Below are 22,327 nucleotides of genomic sequence, written 5' to 3' on the forward strand. Positions count from 1 at the left end.
CCGGGGTCTGTCGTCACCCTGCCGGCTGCCCGGCCGCCCTTCGGGCGACGAGGGCGGTGTGACGACCGGCCCTAGGGAATCCGCCCGATGCCGTCGCACCGCCTTACTCCGCAGCATGAGCCGCACGGTGTGGGCGCGGATCACGGAGCGGAGGCCGGAGCGGCATGGGCGGTACGGGCGGTACGGCGGTGGCGCGGGTCCTGCGGGACCGCGTGGCCGGGCGGTATCTGGCGGGGGTGGTCGTCTCCGGTTTCGGTACCTCGGCGATGTGGCTCACGGCGGGGATCTGGGTCAAGTCGCTGACCGGGTCGAACAGTCTTGCGGCCCTGACGGTGTGCGCGATGTGGGTTCCGGTGCTGGCGGGACCGGCGCTCGGAGCGCTCGCCGACCGGATGGACCGGAAGGCTCTGCTGGTCCGGGTGAATCTGGCGATGGCCTGTCTGCTCGCCATGCTGCTGCTGGTGGACTCGGGCCGCACGGTCTGGCTGGTGTTCGTGGTGCTGGTGCTCTACGGGGCGGGCGGCGTCCTGCTCGACGCGGCGGAGTCGGCACTGGTCGCGGGGACCGTGCCCGCCCCGCTGCTGGCGGACTTCAACGGGCTGCGGATGACGGCCAACGAGGGCGTGAAGCTGGTCGCACCGCTGGTGGGCGCGGGCCTGTACGCGCGGTTCGGCGGTCCGGCCGTGGCGCTGCCGGCGGCGGTGACATGTGGCGTCGCCGCCCTGGTCTTCGCCCGGCTGCCGGTGCGGGAGGGCCCGCGCGACCGGGACCGGACGGAGCCGTGGTCCGCTGAACTCGTCGCCGGGCTGCGGCGGATCCGCGCCTCGGCCGGGCTGCGCCCGCTGGTGACGGCGGGCTCGGTGACGATGCTGCTGGCGGGGGTGAACGGGGCCGTGACCTTCGCGTACGTCGACGATGTACTCGGCCGCGCACCGGCGTACGCGGGGGTGCTGTACGCGGTGCAGGGCGCGGGTTCGGTGGCGGTGGGGCTGCTGGCGGGCCCGCTGCTGCGCCGCCTGCCGGAGCGGGTGTTCGCGGCGGCCGGGACGGCGCTGTTCGGGCTGGCCGTGGCGGCGCGGTCGGTGCCGTCGGACGCGGTCGCCCTGGCGGCGAGCGCGGCCATCGGGTTCGGTTTGCCGTGCGTGCTGATCGCGGCGACGACGGCGGTGCAGCGGGAGACGCCGGACGCGGTGCTGGGGCGGACGGCGGCGACGGCGGCCTCGCTGATGACGGCGCCCAACGCGGTGGCCCTGGCCCTGGGGGCGGGGCTCGTCGCGGTGGCGGACGTCCGGCTGCTGACGGTGGCGGCCGGGGGGCTGGGGGTGCTGGCGGCGGCGGTACTGGCCGCGGGCGCCCGGACGGGACGGCGGCCGGACGGGGCGGCGGCCGGCGGTCATCCGGGCGGGCGATGACGGCACGGACGCCCCGGAGGGGGCCGGGCGGCCCGGAGAGCGACGGGGCTGCGGGGATGCGGGATTTCGGGGCGACGGGATTGCGGGGCGGGCTGCGCGGGGCTACGGGGCCGCGGAAATCCGTGCGACGCGGGCACGGCGGGCCGGGCAGGATACGGCCATGCCGAAACCTTCCGGATTCCAGTACGAGCAGCAGGGCGACCAGAGCGTCGTCATCACCCACCACGGCCGCGCCGCGGGCGCCCTGCGCGGCGGCCGGGCGGAGAAGTTCCTGGCGGAGGTCGCCTCGGGCGACGCCCAGCTGGTGATGGCACGGTGGACCGGGGCGTACAAGCACGGCAACGAGCGGACCGCCCGCGACCACCCGCGCAACCGCCGCTGAGACCGGGCCGACGGCCGCCGTCCCACCGTGCCATCGCCTGTCGTCCGGACGGCCGAAGGTAAGGGAACGGCAAAGCCGGGTCGTTCGTTACCCCGTGCATGACCGCAATGACCCCCGGCTCGAACCTTCCCCTCTCCGCCGCCCGCGTGGCGGTGGACGTCGCCGCTCCGGTGCGGCTCGACGTCTCGGGCCTGCTGCTCACCGCCGACGGCAGGGTGCGCTCCGACGACGACTTCATCTTCTACAACCAGCCCTCCGGCTCCGGGGTGACCTACCGCTCCGGCGGAGGCTCCGCGCCCGACGCGATCGTGGTGGACACCGCGGCCGTGCCGCCGGACATCGAGAAGATCGTCGTCACCGCGAGCCCGGACGCCGCGGGCCAGACCTTCCAGGGCATCGAGCCCACCGCCACCGTGCGCAACGCGGACGACGGCAGCGCGCTCGCCACCTTCACCCCGCCCCGGTTGGGCTCGGAGACGGCGCTCGTGGTCATCGAGGTCTACCGGCGCAACGGGGCCTGGAAGGCACGCGCGGTCGGCCAGGGGTACGCGAACGGGCTGGCCGGGATCGCCACGGACTTCGGCGTCACGGTCGAGGAGCCGGCGGCCCCCGCCCCGCAGGCGGCGCCCGCCCCGCCCGCGCCGCAGGCCCCCGCGCCGGTGGCCGCTCCCGTGGACCCGCGGATCGCCCCGCCCTCTCCCCCCGCTCCCCCGGCGGCCCCCGCCGGCTCGGGGAAGATCAACCTGGACAAGGGCCGGGTCAGCCTCCAGAAGAACCAGACGGTGTCGCTCGTCAAGGGCGGGGCGCCCCTGCTGTCGCGGGTCAGGATGGGCCTGGGCTGGGAGCCCGCCTTCCGCGGCAAGGACATCGACCTGGACGCGTCGGTCATCGCCTACGGCCCCCAGCGCAACCACCTGGCCAGCTGCTACTTCGGCAAGCTGACCATCCTGAACGGCGCGGTCCAGCACTCCGGGGACAACCTCACCGGCGAGGGCGCGGGAGACGACGAGACGATCATGGTGGACCTGGGCCGGCTTCCCGCGGAGGCCACGGGCCTGGTCTTCACGGTGAACAGCTTCACCGGCCAGAAGTTCAGCGAGGTCGCCAAGGCGTACTGCCGGCTGATCGACGACGCCACGGGCGAGGAGCTGGTCCGCTTCGACCTCACCGGCGCGGAGCCGCAGACGGGCGTGATGATGGCCAAGCTCATCAGGCAGTTCACCGGCGAGTGGGAGATGACCGCGCTGGGCGAGTTCGTGAAGTCGCGCACCGTGCGGGGCATGGTGAAGCCCGCCGCGCAAGCCCTGTGACCGGGCCCCGAAGCAGGTCCGGGGCGCCCCGGACCTGCTGGGGGCGCCCCGGAACGTGAGGACGAGCGGAGGGGGCGGGCGGCTGACGGCGCCCGCTCCGCCCTCCGCTCAGAGCTTGGTCAGCTTGGAGTAGGGGCTCAGGATCCTTCCCTGACGCCCCGAGAAGTCGATGAGGACAGCATCGTTGTCGCCCTCGACAGCGAGAATCCTGCCGAGCCCGAACTGGTCGTGCGACACCCGGTCGCCCACATCGAAGCATTCGACCGGTGGGGCCTCCTGGGCCGGGCGGTTGAAGGGACTGGACGGCAGGTGACGCCGGGAGCCGGCTGACTGTTTCATTGCCACGAGTATGCGCCCTGCGATGGCCCGACGCCATGCCCGCCGACGCCCGGGCCCCCCAGAAATACCGGATCGTAACCAGCACTCCCCCTGCCCACCCGGGGTCGGCACCCGTCCCCAGCAGCGGAATCACGGCAGAACACCACCTCGGAAAGCCCCCGAACGTGTGGCGGCCCTTGTGCCCGGCCGAGGGTGTTGGAGCCGGTATGCGGTCGGTTTCCCGGTGGGGTCGGGCACCACCTCCGGAAAGCCGCGAGCCGTGACACACCGGGCGCGCGCATCTCCCGCACTGGTCAGTAGTCCGGAGCCTCACGCAGTTGCTCGTCGTGCTGCATCGAACGAGGGGCCGGCAACGCGGACTCCGAAGCCGGAGCGTCCCTGCCGCACAGAGCTCGGTGGTAGCGCAGATGCGCTTGGCTGATGCGGTGCTGGGGAATCTAACGGAGCGTTCCCACGCGACTACCGTTCGAGGTCGAACGGACGGTGCCTTCCGGATCGACGTAGATGGCCAGCGTGTCGAACTGAACGTGATGGTTGGGGCACAGCACCAACAGGTTGGCAAGTTCGTCGGGCCCGTCGTGCGGGTGCCCCAGTCCCCGGATGTGGGCTGCTTCGCTGTACGTGCCGAACCGTTTCGCCAGCTGCTCTCCACAGACCTGGCAATGGTCGGCGTGCATCTTCTTCACCCGATCGGCCAACCCGACGTCGCGAACGGCACGGTACGTGGTCGTCTCCCGACGAGCCACGGGACCTTGCCGCCCCTGGCCGTCTGCCGATTTCTCTATACCGCTCGCGCTCTCGTACCCGGCCAACCCGAGGCGGTCCATCAGCCGGTGCTGCTCGAAGTCGGCCAGAAACGTCTCCCGTACGACGGCGATGGCCTGGGACCGTACGAACGGATCTCTCAGGAGCCGGTCGGCCTGGTCGGTGAAGCCTGCTCGCGGTTCGGATCTGTCGAAAGCCGCCGCGCTCACCTTTTCCGGCTGCTCCGTCGAGAGCCCTTCGACGTCCCACAAGCCGCTCGTCCGAAGGTGCCAGAACGGGTACTCCGGAGTCGGGGAGGAATGAGGCCGACCGAACTCGACCAACAGATCGCCCACTTCCTGACGGAATTGCGGCCAGGGCGAAAGCCTTGATTCCCCTCGGGCGTTCCGCGCGATGGCCCACATCAGAGCCAGAGCCTTGTGCGGGCTCACATGTCCCTCACGTCGATGAACCCTGATCTTCCTCAGTCTTTCCATCAGGTGATCGACCGTGAGGTCCGGCTGCCGCTCGCCTCTTGCCGCCCTGGCGACGTCTTCGTCCGCCAGCGGGGGGATCAGCGAGTTCTCGGGCCGGCTGGGGGCAAGAGGCGAAGAAGTGGCTGCGGTCTCCTCCAGACGAAGAGGACGTTGACGCACTTCGGGAAGGACGGCACGACCGCCCTCCACCCAACGGCGCCAGGAACGCGGCGCGCGCTCCAGCGCATCCGCCGCCGAGAGGCGCTTGTCGCCGCGCGCTTCGATCCAGGCCCAGTTCAACCGGTCCTCCTCCCCCTGCAGATCGAGGAGTGCCAGTTCGTAGCGCATATTGGGAAAGGTCTTCCCCTTGTCGCTCTGTTCGATGACTTCACAGTCCTCGATGACCGCCAGGCCGCAGAACTTCACGTATCCCTTGCACGTATCCCTTGGGGGTCTTGTTGCGCGTAACCGTCGCGAAGACGAGCAGGGGCGCAGCCAGGGCCCGCTCCCGCGGGCTCACTGCGCGATGGCTCGCCCAGACCCTCTGCAGCACCTTGTTGCCCGGCGTACCGCCCACAGGAACGGCATGATCGACACGTTGATCCCCGAAGTAGACGACGCGTCCGCGCTTCAGGTCGAATTCATCGTGCCACGGCGTCTCGACGGATCCCGCCTTCCAGGGGCTCGAACGAATGAGCACCGCCGGCCGACGCGTGATGCCTGCCGCCTTGACTTCAGCGATCGGGTTGATTCCCTTGCTCAGCTGAATCGGAGCAAGAATCCGCGAAGCCGTTCGGTGATGGATGTTCGGATGACCATCCATGTCGGAAATGAGCGGATCCCTGTTCTGCGAGGACCGCAGCACCTCGCCCACAAGCAACCGGCCACTCATCGAATTCCTCACCTCACCGTTTCGTGCAGGTGATTCTGCCAGGTCGGAATCGCTGACCGTCGCCGGGTACGGTGGGCACAACCCCACTCGTCGACATCTGCTTGGTGAGAACAACGCTCCACCGCTGAGCGCCGCTCCCCCCACTGCCTCTTTCCGTCCGAGACCCTCCGCGCCCCCCTCAGTGGCCCGCGCGTGAGCGGGCCTTGAAGGCCGCCTTGCGGGCCTCCTTGGCGGCCTTCTTGTCGCCGTGCAGGCGGCCCATGGCCTCCAGGACGTCGGCGGTGGCCGGGTGGTCGACGCGCCAGACCTCGTCGAAGAAGCCGCCGTGCTGGGTGGACAGGCCCTCCACGAGGCCCTGGAGCTCGTCCAGCTCGCCGTCGGCGTCCAATTGGGCGGCGATGGTGTCGACGGCCAGCCAGAAGATCATCTCCTCCGGCGGTGCGGGCACGTCGGCGGCGCCCCGCTCCGCGAGCCAGACGCGGGCCAGGCCGCCGAGTTCCGGGTCGTCGAGCACCGCGCGTACGGCCGGCTCCGCCTCGGGGCCGGCCAGGGCGAGGGCCTGCTGGCAGTGGAGGCGGCGGAGCGGCGCGCCCCCGTCCGTACCGCGTGCGGCGGCCAGCAGCTCCGCGGCCGCCGCCTCCGCGTCCCCGGCGCCGCGGCCCGCGAGCCAGAGGGTGACCTCGGTGCGGGCGGCGGACTCCGGGTAGTGCGCGATGCCGTCGAGAAGAGCCTCGGCCCCCTTGCCCGCGAGGTCGCCCACGGCGGGCGCGTCCACCCCCGCCTCCAGCATGCGGGCGCGGACGCCGTACAGCCCGAGGGGGGTGAGCTTGACCATGCCGTACCGGGTGACGTCGTCGTCGGCCCCGGCGGCGGAGCCGTCCGCCGATTCGTCCTCCTCGACCAGCAACGCCTCGTCGACCGGCCGGTACTCGACGATCCCGATCGGTTCGAGCAGCCGGAACTGGTCGTCCAGCCGCATCATCGCCTCCGACACCTGCTCCAGGATGTCGTCGGTGGGCTCGCCCATGTCGTCGGGGACGATCATCGAGGCGGCCAGCGCGGGCAGCGGGACCGGATCGTCGCCCGCGCCGCTGTCCGCGAGGGTGAGCAGGTAGAGGTTGCCGAGCACGCCGTCGAGGAACTCCGCCTCGGCCTCCGGATCCCAGTCCAGCGCCTCGAAGTCGATCGAACCGTCCTCGCCGACCAGGTCCGCGAAGTCGTCCAGGACGGGCGCGGTGGCGTCGGCGTGCACGGCGTCCAGGCCGTCGAGCCAGATGGCCAGGACGTCCTGCGGGGAGCCGCCGGTGAGCAGCGCCAGGTTCTCGCCCGCGGTGACGGTGCCCTCGGCCTCCGAGTCGTCCGCGCCGTCGGGGAGTTCGGCTTCCTCGGGGTCGGTGACGTCGAGGAGGCCGGTGTCCACGGCGAGCCGCCATGCCTCGCTGGCGTACGCGGCGCCCTCCTCGTCCGCCGTGAGCCCCAAGTGCTCGGCGGCGGCGGGGAGTTGCGCCTCGACGAGTTCACCGCCCGCGCCGACCCGGGTGTCCGGGCCGGCCCAGCGGGCGAGCCGTACGGCGCGGACCAGCAGCGGAGCGGCGAGCGCGTCCCGTGCCAGTTCGGCCTCGGAGTTCAGCCGCACCGGCGGCATGGAGGGGCGCTCTGCGGACATCGGGGGATTCTCCTCGGTGCGTGCTCGGAGCGTACGGAAGGCGTACGCGGTTCAGCCGCTCCAGCCTAGACGCAATTCACCGCATGCCGCCCACCGCTCACGGGAGTCCGCGGGCCGCCCCCGTCCCGTCCCGCCGCCGTCACTCCGCCCCGGGCTCCATGCTGAGCACCGGGGTGTAGCGGTTCACGCCGCCGCCGGTCATGCCCGGGTACCTCTGGACGCGTTCCCAGAGGGGGGAGCGGGAGCCGATCCCCTCACCGGGGGCGGCGAGGGCCGCGATGTGGTGCTCGGCGCTCTCCCACTCGGCGTAGTTGAGGACCCGGGTGCCGTCGGTGCTCGCGTGGAAGTGCGCGGCGAGGCCGCCGGCGGGCAGTTCGGGCTCACCGTCGAGCGCCTCGAACACGCTGTCCACCCAGTCGCGTTGCCTTGCCGGGTCGGGCCCGTCGAACTCGACGTCGACGATCACGACGCAGCCGGTCTCCCGGGTGTCGCCCTCGGCCCGGAGGCCGGAGCGGTACAACGCGTACGCGTGGAGTCCGAGGCGTTCGATGCCGGGGACCGCGGCGTCGATGTCGGCGTTGCGGGCGTCGCGGCCCTCCCGTACGAAGTCCTGGTAAGCCTGTTCGCCGGTCCACTGGGAGTAGTGCAGGAGCGTCGCGCCGTCCTCCCCCGCGTAGACGCTGTAGGAGAGCAGGCCGTGGTGCGGCCACTCCCGGCTCTCCCAGGCCTTCCGGATGGCGTCCACGGCCTGCGTCTGCCGCTGGGGCGTCCCCACGTTCCAGGTACTGGCTTTGGCGATCGCGGCGTCGGGGCGGGCGGGGTCCGGGCGGCCGGTCAGGCGGATGGTCATGGCGGTCTTCCCCTCTCGTGCGCACCGGTCGGTGCGCCACGGCCACCACCGTCACACCTCAAGCGCGATCGAGGTCAAGGCCGTTCCGCCGCCGGTCGCCGCCGCGGGCGGGAACCCCCGGCGTCATGTGCCGAGTTCGGTGCGCCAGGCCGTCGTGTTGAGCTCGTCCATCAGCCGGATGTCGTGGCCCTCCAGCGGGAAGACCCGCCCCGGCAGACCGGGGGCGGCCGAGACCGCCAGGGCGTCGCCCTCCACCAGGTCCCCGCCCTCGGGGGTGGAGACCCAGGCGAGGATCGACTTCACGGTGTCGCCGGGGTCCAGCAGGACCTTCTTCGGACCCGGGTCGCCGCCGAAGTACGAACCGTCCTCGTTGACCTTCACCGGGAGGGGGCGGCCGTCCTCGCCGAGGGCCCGGACCCCGGGGTAGCCGTCCACGGCGTAGGGCTCGCGGCCGCAGTTGGTGAGGGTCAGCACGACGGCCCGGTGCATCATGCCGGTCTCCACCGGGCCCATGTCCACCACGACCCCGGAGGCGGGGCACTTCCCGGCCGGGGCGGCGGTCGGGCCGGGCCGCACGGGCGCCCCGTGGGCGGGCGCGGGGGCCGGGGGAAGCGTCTCGGCGCGGACGATGCCGGAGCGGGGTGCGGAGGCGGACGGGGCGGGTTCCGGCCGTTCCCCCTCGCCGGCCGGGACGAGGAAGCCGGAGCAGCCGGTCAGCACCACCGTCGCGGCCCCTGTCAGGACGGCCGGGACCCGCCCCCGTACGCGTCCGCCCCTGCCGTTCACGCCGCCCCCTCGCCCCTGCCGTTCACGCCGCCCCCTCGCCGCGGCCGGTCGTCCGGCCGCCCGCTCGATCATGTCAGAGGAGAGGCGGCAGGCCGGGAGACGGGAGCGGGCGGAGGGGAAGCGGGGCCGCCACCAGGACACTTCAGCAATTCTTTGCCTTCATCCCCAGAAGATCTAAGTGGACCTACCCGATGGCCGGAGCCGACACTTCGGACATGACCGCCACCGCACCGCGCCCCTTCGGCCGCGTCCTCTGCGCCATGATCACGCCCTTCACCGCCACCGGGGCGCTGGACCCGGACGCCGCCCGCGCGCACGCCGCCCGTCTGGTGGCCGAGGGCTGCGACGGCATCGTCCTCAGCGGCACCACGGGCGAGTCCCCCACCACGACGGACGCCGAGAAGTCCGCCCTGCTGCGGGCCGTCCGGGCGGGGGTCGGGGACGGGGTGCCGCTGCTCTCCGGCGTCGGCGGCCCGGACACCGCGACCGTCCTGCGCCGCGCGCGCGAGGCCGAGGAGGCGGGCGCGGACGGGCTGCTGGTGGTGAGCCCGTACTACAGCCGCCCGCCGCAGGCCGCCGTCGAGGCGTACTTCCGGCGGGTGGCGGACGCCACCGGTCTGTCGCTGATGCTGTACGACATCCCCGGCCGCACCGGCGTCCGGATCGAGCCGGAGACCCTGCTGCGGCTGGCGGAGCACCCCCGGGTGGTGGCGGTGAAGGACTGCGCGTACGACCTGCTCGGCTCGACGAAGGTGATGGCCCGCACCTCCCTGGCGTACTACTCGGGCTGCGAGGAGCTGAACCTGCCGCTGTACGCGGTGGGCGGCGCGGGCTGCGTCAGTACGGTCGCGAACGTGGTCCCGCGCCGGATGCGGGCGCCGCTGGACGCGTTCGACGCGGGCCGCCCCGACGAGGCGGCCCGGCTGAACGGCCTCACGGTCCGCCTCACCGAACTGATGATGGCGAGCGGTCTCCCCGGTACGGTCACCGCCAAGGCCCTCCTGGACGCCGGCCCGGTCCGGGAACCGCTGCAGCCCGCCGGGCGCGAGGCGGCCGACGGGCTGCGGAAGGCGTACGAGGAACTCCTCGCGGCCTGAGGGGGACGGCGGGCCGCGGTCCGGGGCCCGTGCGGGCCCGGACCGGACGTTCCGGGGCGGCGGCCTCAGTTGTGGGCGTGCAGGACCTCGTTCAGGCCGCCCCACACCGCGTTGTTCGGGCGGGCCTCGACGGTGCCGGTGACGGAGTTGCGGCGGAAGAGGATGTTGGAGGCGCCGGACAGCTCGCGGGCCTTGACGACCTGGCCGTCCGGCAGGGTGACGCGGGTGCCGGCGGTGACGTACAGGCCGGCCTCGACGACGCACTCGTCGCCGAGCGCGATCCCGACGCCCGCCTCGGCGCCGATCAGGCAGCGCTCGCCGATGACGATGCGCTCGGTGCCGCCGCCGGAGAGGGTGCCCATGGTGGACGCGCCGCCGCCGATGTCGGAGCCGTCGCCGACGACGACGCCCGCCGAGATGCGGCCCTCGACCATGGAAGTGCCGAGCGTGCCCGCGTTGAAGTTGACGAAGCCCTCGTGCATGACGGTGGTCCCGGCGGCGAGGTGCGCGCCGAGCCGGACCCGGTCGGCGTCCGCGATGCGGACGCCCTTGGGGGCGACGTAGTCCGTCAGGCGCGGGAACTTGTCGACCGAGGTGACCTGGAGGTGCAGGCCCTCGGCGCGGGCGTTGAGGCGGACCCGCTCCAGGTCGTCGACGGCGACCGGGCCGAGCGAGGTCCAGGCGACGTTGGCGAGCAGTCCGAAGAGGCCGTCGAGGCTCTGTCCGTGCGGGCGGACGAGCCGGTGCGAGAGCAGGTGCAGACGCAGGTAGGCGTCGTGCGCGTCGAGCGGCTTGTCGTCGAGCGAGGAGATGACCGTGGCCACGGCGACGACCTCGACGCCGCGCCGGGCGTCCACGCCGACGGCCTTGGCGGCGCCCTCGCCGAGCCGGTTGACGGCCTCGTCCCGGCTGAGACGCGTCGTGCCGGCCGGGCCGGGGTCCGAGGTCAGTTCGGGGGCGGGGAACCAGGTGTCGAGGACGGTGCCGTCACCGGCGACGGTGGCGAGGCCGGCGGCGACGGCGCCGGTGGTGCGGGCAGAACCCTGGGAGATCGTGTCGGTCATGAACAGCAACCTAACCGGCCGGGGCCCGCTCGGGCGAACCGGTCCCGGCCTGCGGCCCCTTCCCCGCGACCGGCTGCCGCGCCCCCCGGCCCGGCAGTCGCCGCGCCGCCCGCACCGCCGCTCCCGCCGCCACCGCGAGCAGGGCGCAGAGCGGCCACAGGAGGGCGGGCGCGGCGGCGTACACGGCGGCCCCCAGCGGAGGGGCGAGCACCTGCCCGCTGATCGACGCCCCGGCGTACAGGCTCTGGAAACGGCCCTGGAGGTGGCCGGGCGCCTGGTCGGCGACGTAGGCGGTGGCGGGGGTCTTGTAGAGGATCTCCCCGAGGGTCAGCGAAAGCATCATGGCGACGGCGAGGAGCACGCCCGCGCCGGGGATCAGCAAGGCGTAGCCGAGCGCGACGAGCAGCAGCCCCGCGCCGACGAGGCCGAGCGGGGCGCGTCGGCGCAGGGCGTGGGCGGCGGGCAGTTCGAGGCAGAGGATGACGCCGCCGTTGAGGGCGAGCAGCCAGCCGTAGAGCTGGGCGGAGTGGCCGTGGTCGGCGAGGAAGACCGGGAGGGTCGAGTACTGCTGCCGGTAGACGAGGTCGACGACGACGATCGCGGCGAGGAGCACCAGGACGGCGGGCCTGGCGCGGAGTTCGCGCCAGAGGCCGGGGGCGGCCGGGTCGTGGACGGGTGCGGAGAGGGCGGTGCCGCGGGCGGGCAGGATGCGGGCGGCGTACACGGCGAAGAGCAGGGTGCCTGCGCCGTCCGCGACGAAGAGCCAGTCGTAGGAGAAGCGGGCGGCGAGCAGGGCGCCGAGCGGCGGGCCGACGGCGAAGCCCCCGTTGGCGGCGAACCGGGTGAGGGCGAAGCTCTGGCGGCGGCCCCCCTCGGGTACCGAGACCGCCACGAGGGCGGCGTTGGCGGCCCGGACGACGCCCGCGGCGTACTGGGCGAGGGGGAGCACCCCGTACAGGGCGGCGACCGGGAGTGCGGGCAGGACGACGAGCGCCGCCCCGCTGACGCAGGCTCCGGTCAGCAGCCCGCGGCGGTGGCCCAAGCGGTCCCCGAACCAGCCGCCGGTGAAGTTCCCCGCCACCAGGCCGATGCCGCCGACGCCGCTGACCACGCCGGCCTGGGCGACGGTCAGCCCGCGCGGTCCGACGAGGTACACGAAGAGGTAGACGAAGGTGAAGCTGACGACGGCGTTGAGGAACGCCCCGAGTGCCAGCAGCCGTACCGTTCGCGGCACTCCGCGCAACATGCCCATCCCCCGCCGCCTCCCGTGTCCGGGAACCACCGCACGGCGCAGTGAGTTCCTTATGGGAACTAACTGTGTCAGCATGGTTCCATCGGGGTCAACCGGAAAAGCCCGGACGGGGACGACAGCGGTCACCACGGAGGGACGACCATGCCTCAGCGCACCAGCCTGGCCGACGCCGACTGCTCCATCGCCCAGGCCCTCGACGTCGTGGGCGACTGGTGGACGCTGCTGATCGTGCGGGACACCGCGCGCGGGGTGCACCGGTTCGACGCGCTCCAGCAGGAGTTGGGCGTCTCGCGCAAGGTGCTGACCGAGCGGCTGCGGCTGCTGGTCGACGCCGGGGTGCTGGCGCGGGAGCCGTACCAGGACCGTCCGGTCCGGTACGAGTACCGCCTCACTCCGCGCGGCCGGGCGCTGCTGCCCGTACTGATCGCGCTCCAGGACTGGGGCGACGCGTGGGTGCTGGGGGAAGGGGAGACGATGGCGACGACGACGGAGGCCTCGCGGGAGGCGGCCCGGGTGCGGGCGCTCCGGGGGACGCGGCTGCCGGAGCTGCTGCTGCCGGGCGACGACGGAGTGCCGCGCGACCCGGTCGCCGAGACCCCCTACACCGTCCTGTACTGCTTTCCGAGCGCGTACGCCCGCCGCGACGCCTACCCGCCGGGCTGGGCGGGGATCCCGGGGGCGAGCGGCTGCACGCTCGAATCGTGCACGTACCGCGACCAGGTGGCCGAGTTCACGGCGGCGGGGGCGACCGTGCACGGGGTGTCCACGCAACGTCCGGACGAACAGCGGGCGTTCGCGGAGAAGGAGCGGCTGCGCTTCCCGCTGCTCTCGGACGCGGACCTGACGCTGACCGCGGCGCTGCGGCTGCCCACGTTCCGGGCGGCGGGGGTGAGCCGGCTGAAGCGGCTGACGCTGGTGGTGGACCGGGAGCGGACGGTCCGGGAGGTGCTGTACCCGATCACGGACGTCGGGGCGAGCGTGCGCGACGCGCTGGAGGCGGTGCGCCGGGAGCCGGCCGGCTGAACCCCGCCCCCGGCGGGCCCGTACCCAGCCGCCGGTCCTCGCTCACGGCGCCGGGCCCGCCCCGGGCCTCAGCCGCCGCCCGCCACGATCCGCGCCAGCATCTCGCGGGTGTACGCGGCGTCGAACCCGCCGCCCGCCAGCAGCACCTGGAGGCAGACGCCGTCCATCAGCGCGACGAGGGCGCGGGCGGTCCCGGGGTCGGTGCGGCGGGACAGCAGCCCGACGGCCTCCTCGGTCCACTCGGCGGCGACCGGCCGCAGCGCGGGGCGGCGCAGGGCCGCGAGGTACAGCTCGTACTCCAGCTCGATCGCTCCGCGCTCGCCCGCGAACCACCGGTCCAGCAGCCGGGCCAGCTCGTCCGCGAGGTCCGCCCCCGAGCCGCCCCCTCCGGGCTCCGCGTCGAAGACGCCGCTGTCGCGCAGGGCCTGGACGAAGTTCTCGTTGCACCGGCGCAGGGCGGCGACGAGGAGGTCGTCGAGCGAGTCGAAGTGGTACGTGGTCGAGCCGAGCGGCACATCGGCCTCGGCGGCCACGGTGCGATGGCTGAGACCCGCCATGCCCTCGGCCGCGATCACGCTCAGCGCCGCGTCGATGATCCGCGTCCGCCGCCCCGGGTCGTACCGGCGGGCCATCAGTGGGCCCCTCCCAGGTTGAGCACGACCACCCCGGCGACGACCAGGGCGATGCCCGCGATCTTGACCGGGCTGCCGGACTCCCCGAGGAACAGGATCCCGATCAGGGCGACCGCGGCGGTGCCGACACCGGCCCAGACGGCGTACGCGGTGCCCACCGAGAGCGTCTTGAGGGTCTGCGCGAGCAGGGTGAAGGCGATGAGGTAGCCCACCACGGCGCCGAGCGAGGGCCAGAGCCGGGTGAAGCCCTCGCTGTACTTCATGGCCGTCGTCCCGGCCACCTCCGCCGCGATGGCGGCGGCCAGCAGGCCGTATGCGTATCCCATGGGACGACTGTACGCAACGTTGCGTACGACCGTACATATCATCGGCCCACGTCCGGGACGTTACGGTGTGCCGACCGACCACACGGCCCGGGCACCCGGGCCGACGACATGACGGAGACGCAGTGGCGCAGGACGCAGGGTGGGGCGGCGGCCCGTACGGGGGCGCACCTCACGGAGGGGGGCCCTTCCACGGGGGCGCGCAGGGACCGGGCGGAGGCTGGAACGGCGGGTGGGCGGCACCGCCCAGGCCGGGGGTGATACCCCTGGCGCCGCTGAGGGTCTCGGACATGCTCAGCGGCGCCTTCTCGACACTCGGCAGGTACTGGAAGCCCCTGATCGGCGTCGCGCTGACGCTGTTCGGCGCGGCGACGCTGGTGATGATCGTCGCTCTGGTGGTGGCCGGCTCCGCCGTCGCGACCCACTGGGACGAGCTGACGTCCGACTCCTCGGGATCTCCGGACGCAGCGGACCTGGTCCCGCTCGGCGTCGCGTTCGGCGTGCTGATGGTCGTCGGCATGATCGTCTACCTGCTGGCCTCGGCCGTGGTGCAGGCAGCCGTGCCCGTGGTCCTCCAGGAGGCCGTCCTGGGCCGTCCGATCCGTTTCGGCGCCGTCTGGAGCCGCGCGTGGTCGCGGGTCTGGGCGATCATCGGCACGGTGTTCCTGACCGGGCTGATCCTGGTCATCCCGATGGCGCTGTTCCTGGCCGCCTTCGCCGGCCTGATGATCTACACCGTCTCGCTCGGCGACGAGGACGGCGTCGTACCGCTGATGCTGTTCGGCTTCCTCGGCGCCCTGCTCATCGCCCCGGTGGCGACCTGGCTCTACGTACGGTTCTCGCTGGCCCCCACGATCGTGGTCTTCGAACAGCAGCGGCCGGTCGCCGCCCTGCGTCGCTCGGTCCGACTGGTGCGCGGGAGCTGGTGGCGGGTCTTCGGCGTCGGACTGCTCGCGTACGGGCTGGCGGCCACGCTCGGTTACATGATCCAGATGCCGTTCCAGGCGGCCGGCATGCTCCCCGGCGTGTTCGACCCCGCGGACATGGGAGCCGATCCGACCGCCGGGGAGCTCATCGCCGTGTTCGGCGGCCTGATCCTGCTGTCGCTCCTCAGCCAGCTGATCTCCCAGCTGTTCACCGCGATCTTCCCGCCGCTGGTGGTCGGCCTGTTGTACGTGGACCTCCGGATACGCACGGAGAACCTGGGCCCGGTCCTGGCGGAGGCGGCCGGGGCGGCCCTGCCCGAGCAGTACGGACCGCCGCCGCCCGCCCACGCCTGAACCGCCCCGCACGCGAACGGCCCTGCCCGCCAGTCGGACTGGCGGGCAGGGCCGTTGGTGTGCGTCCGGGACGCGTCAGACGTTGAACCCCAGCGCGCGGAGCTGCTCGCGTCCGTCGTCGGTGATCTTGTCCGGGCCCCACGGCGGCATCCAGACCCAGTTGATCCGGAGTTCGTTGACGATGCCGTCCGTGGCGGACTTCGCCTGGTCCTCGATGACGTCGGTCAGCGGGCAGGCCGCGGACGTCAGGGTCATGTCGATGGTGGCGATGTTCGCGTCGTCGACGTGGATGCCGTAGATCAGGCCCAGGTTGACGACGTCGATGCCCAGTTCGGGGTCGACGACGTCGTACAGCGCCTCGCGGACCTCCTCCTCGGAGGCCGGCTTCATGGTCACGGTCTCGTTGTCGCTCATGCGGTCTTCCCTTCGGACAGCGCCTTGGCCGTCGCGTCCTTCCACGCCATCCAACTCAGCAGCGCGCACTTGACCCGGGCGGGGTACTTGGAGACGCCGGCGAACGCCACCGCGTCCTCCAGCACCTCCTCCATCGCCTCGTCCGGCTCCAGCTGGCCCTTGGACTGCATCAACTCCAGGAACGTCTCCTGGATCCTCCGCGCCTGGGACAGCTCCTTGCCGACGAGCAGCTCGTTCAGCACGGAGGCGCTGGCCTGGCTGATGGAGCAGCCCTGGCCGTCGTAGCTCACGTCGGCGATGGTCTCGCCGTCGTACTTCACCCGGAGTGTGATCTCGTCACCGCACGTGGGGTTCACGTGGTGGACCTCCGCGTCACCGTCCCGCAGGCCGCGCCCGTGGGGGTGCTTGTAGTGGTCCAGGATCACTTCCTGGTACATCGAATCAAGCTTCACCAGTCAACCCTCAGCCGAAGAAGTTCCGTACGTGCTCCAGGCCGTCCACCAGGGCGTCGACCTCGGCGGGCGTGGAGTACAGATAGAACGACGCTCGCGTCGTCGCGGGAATTCCGTACCGCAGGCAGACCGGGCGGGCGCAGTGGTGGCCCACGCGGACGGCGATGCCCTGCTCGTCGAGTACCTGGCCCACGTCGTGCGGGTGGATGTCGCCGAGCGTGAAGGAGATCGCCGCCCCGCGGTCCTCGGCCGTCGCCGGGCCGATGATCCGCAGGTCCGGGACCTCCAGGAGGCGCCGCACCGCGTACTCGGTGATCGCCTTCTCGTGCTGGTGGATCTTCTCCATGCCGATCGCGGAGAGGTAGTCCACGGCCGCGCCGAGGCCGACGGCCTGGGCGATCGGGGGCGTACCCGCCTCGAACTTGTGGGGCGCCGGGGCGTAGGTCGAGGAGTGCATCGACACGGTCTCGATCATCTCGCCGCCGCCGAGGAACGGGGGCAGGTCCTCCAGGAGTTCCTGCCGCCCCCACAGGACGCCGATGCCGGTCGGGCCGACCATCTTGTGGCCGGTGAAGGCCACGAAGTCCGCCTGGAGCGCCTGCACGTCGAGCACCATGTGCGGGGCCGCCTGCGAGGCGTCGATGCAGACCAGCGCGCCGACCTGCTGGGCGCGGCGGATGATCTGCTCGACCGGGTTGACGGTGCCGAGGATGTTGGAGACCAGGGTGAAGGAGACGATCTTCGTCTTCTCGGTGATGATCTCGTCGATGTTCGACAGGTCCAGCCGGCCGTCGTCGGTGATGCCGAACCACTTCAGCTTCGCACCCGTGCGCTGCGCGAGCAGCTGCCACGGGACGATGTTGGAGTGGTGCTCCATCTCCGTGGTGACGATCTCGGTCTCACGGTCCACCCGATAGGGCTCGTCCGCCCACCCGAGCATGTTCGCCACGAGGTTCAGCGACTCGGAGGCGTTCTTCGTGAAGATCACCTCGTCGCGGCTGGGCGCGTTGATGAAGGCGGCGACCTTGTCGCGGGCGCCCTCGTACAGCGCGGTGGCCTCCTCGGCGACCGTGTAGACGCCTCGGTGCACGTTCGCGTTGTGGCGCTCGTAGTACGTGTTGAGCGCGTCGAGGACCTGGCGCGGCTTCTGCGAGGTCGCCGCGGAGTCCAGGTAAACGATCTTCTTGCCGTCGTGGACCGTGCGGTCCAGGAGCGGGAAGTCCTTGCGGATCGCCTCGGTGTCGAGGAGGCCGGAGAGCCCCTGTCGGGCGTCAGTCACGCGGAAGCGCCACCCTTCGTGTAGGCCTCGTAGCCCTCGTTCTCCAGCTGGTCGGCCAGCTCGGCGCCGCCGGAGGCCGCGATCCGGCCGCCCGCGAAGACGTGCACGTAGTCGGGCTTGATGTACTTCAGGATGCGGGTGTAGTGCGTGATCAGGAGCGTGCCGACCTCGCCGGTCGCACGGACCCGGTTGACGCCCTCGGAGACGGTCTTGAGCGCGTCGACGTCGAGGCCGGAGTCGGTCTCGTCCAGGACGGCGATCTTCGGCTTGAGCAGCTCCAGCTGGAGGATCTCGTGGCGCTTCTTCTCACCGCCGGAGAAGCCCTCGTTGACGTTGCGCTCGGCGAAGGACGGGTCCATCTGGAGCCCGGCCATCGTCTCCTTGACCTCCTTGACCCACGTACGCAGCTTGGGGGCCTCGCCGCGGACGGCGGTGGCGGAGGTGCGCAGGAAGTTGGAGACCGAGACGCCGGGGATCTCGACCGGGTACTGCATGGCCAGGAACAGGCCGGCGCGGGCGCGCTCGTCGACGGACATCTCCAGGACGTCCTCGCCGTCCAGGGTGACCGTGCCCCCGGTGATCGTGTACTTGGGGTGACCCGCCAGCGAGTACGCGAGGGTGGACTTGCCGGACCCGTTGGGGCCCATGATGGCGTGGGTCTCGCCCTGCTTCACGGTCAGGTCGACGCCCTTGAGGATCTCCTTCGTGGCGTTGTCGGCCTCGACGGTGACGTGCAGGTCGCGGATTTCAAGCGTTGCCATGGGTGACTCAGGACTCCTGGGTGACGGAGACGAGCACATCGTCCCCTTCGATCTTTACGGGGTATACGGGGACGGGGCGCGTCGCGGGAAGACCGGACGGCTTGCCGGTGCGGAGGTCGAACGACGATCCGTGCAGCCAGCACTCGATCGCGCAGTCCTCCACCTCGCCCTCCGAGAGGGAGACGTTCGCGTGCGAGCAGATGTCGTTGATCGCGAACACCTCGCCCTCGGTGCGGACGACGGAGACGGGCGTGCCGTCGAGCTCCACCCGCTTGGGGGTGTCGTCCTCCAGCTCGCTCAGCGCACAGGCTTTGACGAAGGCCATCAGACGGACGCCTTCAGCTCGGCCTCGATCTTCTCGATCAGCCGCTCCTCGACGTCCGGGAGGCCGATCTGCTGGACCAGCTCGGCGAAGAAGCCGCGCACGACCAGGCGGCGGGCCTCCTCGGCCGGGATGCCGCGCGACTGGAGGTAGAAGAGCTGCTCGTCGTCGAAGCGGCCGGTCGCGGAGGCGTGGCCGGCGCCGACGATCTCGCCGGTCTCGATCTCCAGATTGGGCACGGAGTCGACCCGGGCGCCGTCGGTGAGGACGAGGTTCCGGTTCATCTCGTAGGTGTCGGTGCCCTCGGCCGCGGCCTGGATGAGGACGTCGCCGATCCAGACGGCGTGTGCGCCGTCGCCCTGGAGGGCGCCCTTGTACACCGCGTTGGACGTGCAGTGCGGGGTGTTGTGGTCGACCAGGAGGCGGTGCTCCTGGTGCTGGCCCTTGTCGGTGAAGTACAGGCCGAACAGCTCCGCCTCGCCGCCGGTGGCCGCGTAGGCGACCCGGGGGTGCAGGCGGACGAGGTCGCCGCCGAAGGTGACGACGACGGACTTGAAGGAGGCGTCGCGGCCGACCAGCGCGTTGTGCTGGCCGACGTGGACGGCCGTGTCGTCCCAGTCCTGGACGGAGACGACGGTCAGCTTCGCGCCGTCGCCCAGGACGTAGTCGACGTTGGCGGCGAGCACCGCGTCGCCGGTGTGGTCGATGACGACGACGGCCTCGGCGAAGGCGCCCAGCTCGATGAGCTGGTGGCCGTAGGCGGTGCCGCCCTCGCCGTGCACGGCGATCCGGATCGGCTCGGTGAGCACGGTGTCCTTGGCGACCGTGACGACCGACGCCTGCTCGAAGGAGCTGTACGCCTGGGCGGCCACCCGGTCCACCGGGGTACCGGCCCGGCCGAGGCGGGCGTCGTCGCGGCCGACGGTCTCGACGGTGACGCCCTCGGGGGCGTCGATGGCGACCTTGACCCCGCCGCCGGTGGCGACGGCGGTGCCGTCGTGCAGCCCGCGCAGCCGCTCCAGCGGCGTGAAGCGCCACTCCTCCTCGCGGCCGTGCGGGACGGGGAAGTCCGCGACGTCGAAGGACGGGGGTGCGCTCATGCGGGTGGCGACGGTCGACTCGGCGGCCACCGCGATGGAGCCGGCGGTGGTGGAGCCCGCCGGAGTGTTCTGAGCCTCAGCCATGGCTGTCGTAGTGCTCGCTTTCTTCAGTCACGTACTCGGGGGTTCGGTGGGGCGGCGGGACGGCCGCGGGCGGCCGTCCCGGGGGTCTCGGGCGAGACCTAGCCGACCGAACCCTCCATCTGCAGCTCGATCAGCCGGTTGAGTTCCAGGGCGTACTCCATGGGCAGCTCCTTGGCGATCGGCTCGACGAAGCCGCGCACGATCATCGCCATGGCCTCGAACTCGGTGAGTCCGCGGCTCATCAGGTAGAACAGCTGGTCCTCGGAGACCTTGGAGACGGTCGCCTCGTGGCCCATCGACACGTCGTCCTCGCGGACGTCGACGTAGGGGTAGGTGTCCGAGCGGGAGATCGTGTCGACGAGCAGGGCGTCGCAGAGGACGTTGGACTTCGCGCCCGGCGCGCCCTCGCCGATCTCGATCAGTCCGCGGTAGGACGTGCGGCCGCCGCCGCGCGCCACCGACTTGGAGACGATGTTCGAGGAGGTGTTCGGGGCCATGTGGACCATCTTGGCCCCGGCGTCCTGGTGCTGGCCCTCGCCCGCGAAGGCGATGGACAGGGTCTCGCCCTTGGCGTGCTCGCCCATCAGGTAGACGGCCGGGTACTTCATGGTCACCTTGGAGCCGATGTTGCCGTCGACCCACTCCATGGTCGCGCCCTCGTAGGCCACGGCCCGCTTGGTGACCAGGTTGTAGACGTTGTTCGACCAGTTCTGGATGGTCGTGTAGCGGCAGCGGCCGCCCTTCTTGACGATGATCTCGACCACGGCGCTGTGCAGCGAGTCCGAGGAGTAGATCGGGGCGGTGCAGCCCTCGACGTAGTGGACGTAGGCGTCCTCGTCGACGATGATCAGCGTCCGCTCGAACTGGCCCATGTTCTCCGTGTTGATGCGGAAGTAGGCCTGGAGCGGGATGTCCACGTGGACGCCCTTGGGCACGTAGATGAACGAGCCGCCGGACCACACGGCCGTGTTCAGCGAGGCGAACTTGTTGTCGCCGACCGGGATGACGGTGCCGAAGTACTCCTTGAAGAGCTCCGGGTGCTCCTTCAGCGCGGTGTCGGTGTCCAGGAAGATGACGCCCTGCTCCTCCAGGTCCTCGCGGATCTGGTGGTAGACGACCTCGGACTCGTACTGCGCGGCGACGCCGGCGACCAGGCGCTGCTTCTCCGCCTCGGGGATGCCGAGCTTGTCGTACGTGTTCTTGATGTCCTCGGGCAACTCCTCCCAGGAGGCCGCCTGCTTCTCCGTGGAGCGCACGAAGTACTTGATGTTGTCGAAGTCGATGCCCGACAGGTCGGAGCCCCAGTTCGGCATGGGCTTCTTGTCGAAGAGCTTCAGCCCCTTGAGCCGCAGCTTCAGCATCCACTCGGGCTCGTTCTTCTTCTCCGAGATGTCGCGTACGACAGCCTCGGAGAGGCCGCGCTTCGCCGCCGCGCCTGCCGCGTCGGAGTCGGCCCAGCCGAATTCGTACGTACCCAGACCCTCGAGCTCAGGGTGGGCAGTCTCCGTGGGGAGCGTCATGCGGGGTTCCTCCCGGCCGTGCTTGCAGATGCTGAATGGGTGGTCTGTGGGGGTGCTGCGTGGCCACTGCGCGGCACATAGGTCGTGCACACGCCGTCGCCGTGGGCGAGGGTGGCCAGACGCTGCACATGGGTCCCGAGGAGGCTGGAGAAGAATTCCGTCTCCGCCTCGCACAGCTGTGGGAACTGCTCGGCGACGTGCGCCACCGGGCAGTGGTGCTGGCACAGCTGCTCGCCCTGCTGGGGGCCGGGCGCGCTTCGCGCCGTAGCAGCGTACCCGTCGGCGGACAGGGCCTTGGCCAGGGCCTCGGTACGCCCCTGGGGCTCCGCGGCCTCGACCGCCGCCCGGTACGCCTCGCCCGCCGCGGCCATCCGGGCGCGGGCGAAGGCGACGACCGCCTCGTCCCCCCCGGACTCGGCGATGAAGTGCAGGGCGTCGGCGGCCAGCTTGTCGTAGGACTGGTCGAAGGCGTCACGGCCGCAGTCCGTCAGGGCGAACACCTTGGCGGGCCTGCCGCGGGTCCGCGCCCCGTAGACCCGCTGTTCGCGGGCTTCCACGACGTTGTCGGAGACGAGGGCGTCGAGATGGCGGCGGACGGCGGCCTGGGTGAGGCCGAGCCGCCCCGCGAGGTCCGCGACGGTGGAGGGGCCGTGGTCCAGGATGGAGCGCGCGACCCGGTTGCGCGTGGAGCGCTCACCGGTCGCGAGGTCCTCCTGAGGAGCCCGTCCGTCGTATTTCACAACACCATTGTTGCGTAATTCATTCGACTCTGACAACCACGGTCCGAAACGATCTACGGTGCGGTTCGTCACTTAGGGTTACCTAATCCGGCCCCGCGGAACGCCCTGTCCGAGGCGCTGCCTAGAC

24 protein-coding genes are annotated in these 22,327 nt (G+C 71.7%); 6 read left to right on the forward strand and 18 right to left on the reverse strand.

The window, feature by feature from the left end:
* Positions 1-164: 164 nt before the first annotated feature.
* The 3 genes from AMK24_RS14715 (at position 165) to AMK24_RS14725 (ending at position 3,104) form a co-directional block, all read left to right on the forward strand.
* Positions 165-1,412: an MFS transporter gene (locus AMK24_RS14715; RefSeq protein ID WP_073769093.1), complete on the forward strand. Its 1,248-nt coding sequence runs from the start codon at positions 165-167 to the stop codon at positions 1,410-1,412.
* 160 nt (positions 1,413-1,572) lie between these two features.
* The gene (locus AMK24_RS14720; protein ID WP_073769095.1) at positions 1,573-1,794 is read left to right on the forward strand and encodes a hypothetical protein; all 222 of its coding nucleotides are present in this window, start codon (positions 1,573-1,575) and stop codon (positions 1,792-1,794) included.
* A gap of 98 nt (positions 1,795-1,892) precedes the next feature.
* On the forward strand, positions 1,893-3,104 hold the full coding sequence (locus tag AMK24_RS14725) for a TerD family protein (protein WP_073769097.1): 1,212 nt from the start codon (positions 1,893-1,895) through the stop codon (positions 3,102-3,104).
* 108 nt (positions 3,105-3,212) lie between these two features.
* Here the strand turns inward: AMK24_RS14725 and AMK24_RS33695 are convergent, their stop codons facing one another.
* From AMK24_RS33695 to AMK24_RS14745, 6 genes are all read right to left on the reverse strand, one after another.
* Entirely contained in the window at positions 3,213-3,443 is a 231-nt protein-coding gene (locus AMK24_RS33695; protein WP_003969918.1) for a hypothetical protein, read from the reverse strand.
* Positions 3,444-3,880: 437 nt separating this feature from the next.
* Positions 3,881-5,089 (reverse strand): HNH endonuclease, encoded by a 1,209-nt coding sequence (locus AMK24_RS33945; RefSeq protein WP_073769099.1) that lies wholly within the window; start codon positions 5,087-5,089, stop codon positions 3,881-3,883.
* A complete protein-coding gene (locus AMK24_RS33700) occupies positions 5,052-5,555 on the reverse strand; it encodes a hypothetical protein (protein ID WP_143203711.1) in 504 nt (167 codons plus the stop codon). Before AMK24_RS33700 ends, AMK24_RS33945 begins: the two co-directional genes overlap by 38 nt.
* A gap of 178 nt (positions 5,556-5,733) precedes the next feature.
* Positions 5,734-7,221, reverse strand: coding sequence for a hypothetical protein (locus AMK24_RS14735; protein ID WP_073769101.1), 1,488 nt, complete (start codon positions 7,219-7,221; stop codon positions 5,734-5,736).
* Between the two features lie 139 nt (positions 7,222-7,360).
* Entirely contained in the window at positions 7,361-8,071 is a 711-nt protein-coding gene (locus AMK24_RS14740) for an antibiotic biosynthesis monooxygenase (RefSeq protein ID WP_073769103.1), read from the reverse strand.
* Positions 8,072-8,194: 123 nt separating this feature from the next.
* Positions 8,195-8,857, reverse strand: coding sequence for a DUF4232 domain-containing protein (locus tag AMK24_RS14745; protein ID WP_073769105.1), 663 nt, complete (start codon positions 8,855-8,857; stop codon positions 8,195-8,197).
* Positions 8,858-9,072: 215 nt separating this feature from the next.
* Between AMK24_RS14745 and AMK24_RS14750 the strand changes: the two genes are divergently transcribed.
* Positions 9,073-9,954, forward strand: a complete 882-nt coding sequence (locus tag AMK24_RS14750) for a 4-hydroxy-tetrahydrodipicolinate synthase family protein (RefSeq protein WP_073769574.1) — start codon at positions 9,073-9,075, stop codon at positions 9,952-9,954.
* A 65-nt stretch (positions 9,955-10,019) separates the two neighbouring features.
* Here the strand turns inward: AMK24_RS14750 and dapD are convergent, their stop codons facing one another.
* Positions 10,020-11,018, reverse strand: a complete 999-nt coding sequence (dapD, locus tag AMK24_RS14755) for a 2,3,4,5-tetrahydropyridine-2,6-dicarboxylate N-succinyltransferase (protein ID WP_073769575.1) — start codon at positions 11,016-11,018, stop codon at positions 10,020-10,022.
* Between the two features lie 10 nt (positions 11,019-11,028).
* Positions 11,029-12,270: an MFS transporter gene (locus AMK24_RS14760; protein WP_073769107.1), complete on the reverse strand. Its 1,242-nt coding sequence runs from the start codon at positions 12,268-12,270 to the stop codon at positions 11,029-11,031.
* Positions 12,271-12,411: 141 nt separating this feature from the next.
* On the opposite strand from AMK24_RS14760, the gene AMK24_RS14765 reads away from it, so the two are divergent.
* Positions 12,412-13,293: a winged helix-turn-helix transcriptional regulator gene (locus tag AMK24_RS14765; RefSeq protein WP_073769110.1), complete on the forward strand. Its 882-nt coding sequence runs from the start codon at positions 12,412-12,414 to the stop codon at positions 13,291-13,293.
* A gap of 68 nt (positions 13,294-13,361) precedes the next feature.
* On the opposite strand, the gene AMK24_RS14770 is transcribed toward AMK24_RS14765, so the two are convergent.
* Together AMK24_RS14770 and AMK24_RS14775 are read right to left on the reverse strand one after the other, a co-directional pair.
* Positions 13,362-13,925, reverse strand: coding sequence for a TetR/AcrR family transcriptional regulator (locus AMK24_RS14770; protein WP_073769112.1), 564 nt, complete (start codon positions 13,923-13,925; stop codon positions 13,362-13,364).
* Positions 13,925-14,251, reverse strand: coding sequence for a DMT family transporter (locus AMK24_RS14775; RefSeq protein ID WP_073769114.1), 327 nt, complete (start codon positions 14,249-14,251; stop codon positions 13,925-13,927). Before AMK24_RS14775 ends, AMK24_RS14770 begins: the two co-directional genes overlap by 1 nt.
* 287 nt (positions 14,252-14,538) lie before the next feature.
* On the opposite strand from AMK24_RS14775, the gene AMK24_RS14780 reads away from it, so the two are divergent.
* Positions 14,539-15,528, forward strand: coding sequence for a hypothetical protein (locus AMK24_RS14780; RefSeq protein ID WP_073769576.1), 990 nt, complete (start codon positions 14,539-14,541; stop codon positions 15,526-15,528).
* A 75-nt stretch (positions 15,529-15,603) separates the two neighbouring features.
* On the opposite strand, the gene AMK24_RS14785 is transcribed toward AMK24_RS14780, so the two are convergent.
* The 8 genes from AMK24_RS14785 to AMK24_RS14820 form a co-directional block, all read right to left on the reverse strand.
* Positions 15,604-15,942, reverse strand: coding sequence for a metal-sulfur cluster assembly factor (locus AMK24_RS14785; RefSeq protein ID WP_030117349.1), 339 nt, complete (start codon positions 15,940-15,942; stop codon positions 15,604-15,606).
* Positions 15,939-16,394, reverse strand: a complete 456-nt coding sequence (gene sufU, locus AMK24_RS14790) for a Fe-S cluster assembly sulfur transfer protein SufU (RefSeq protein ID WP_073769116.1) — start codon at positions 16,392-16,394, stop codon at positions 15,939-15,941. The genes AMK24_RS14785 and sufU overlap by 4 nt, the downstream gene beginning before the upstream one ends.
* Positions 16,395-16,404: 10 nt before the next feature.
* Positions 16,405-17,673: a cysteine desulfurase gene (locus AMK24_RS14795; RefSeq protein ID WP_073769118.1), complete on the reverse strand. Its 1,269-nt coding sequence runs from the start codon at positions 17,671-17,673 to the stop codon at positions 16,405-16,407.
* Complete coding sequence (gene sufC / locus AMK24_RS14800) at positions 17,670-18,434, reverse strand: Fe-S cluster assembly ATPase SufC (RefSeq protein ID WP_073769120.1); 765 nt, start codon at positions 18,432-18,434, stop codon at positions 17,670-17,672. Before sufC ends, AMK24_RS14795 begins: the two co-directional genes overlap by 4 nt.
* 7 nt (positions 18,435-18,441) lie before the next feature.
* Positions 18,442-18,759, reverse strand: a complete 318-nt coding sequence (locus AMK24_RS14805; RefSeq protein WP_014156911.1) for a bifunctional 3-phenylpropionate/cinnamic acid dioxygenase ferredoxin subunit — start codon at positions 18,757-18,759, stop codon at positions 18,442-18,444.
* Positions 18,759-19,940 carry a Fe-S cluster assembly protein SufD gene (gene sufD, locus AMK24_RS14810; protein WP_073769122.1) on the reverse strand — a complete coding sequence of 394 codons (1,182 nt, stop codon included), beginning with the start codon at positions 19,938-19,940 and terminating at the stop codon, positions 18,759-18,761. Before sufD ends, AMK24_RS14805 begins: the two co-directional genes overlap by 1 nt.
* 98 nt (positions 19,941-20,038) lie before the next feature.
* Positions 20,039-21,460: a Fe-S cluster assembly protein SufB gene (gene sufB / locus AMK24_RS14815; protein ID WP_073769124.1), complete on the reverse strand. Its 1,422-nt coding sequence runs from the start codon at positions 21,458-21,460 to the stop codon at positions 20,039-20,041.
* Positions 21,457-22,200, reverse strand: a complete 744-nt coding sequence (locus AMK24_RS14820; RefSeq protein ID WP_073769126.1) for a helix-turn-helix transcriptional regulator — start codon at positions 22,198-22,200, stop codon at positions 21,457-21,459. Before AMK24_RS14820 ends, sufB begins: the two co-directional genes overlap by 4 nt.
* Positions 22,201-22,327: the final 127 nt, after the last annotated feature.

The organism is Streptomyces sp. CB02366 (assembly GCF_001905905.1).
Lineage (GTDB): Bacteria > Actinomycetota > Actinomycetes > Streptomycetales > Streptomycetaceae > Streptomyces.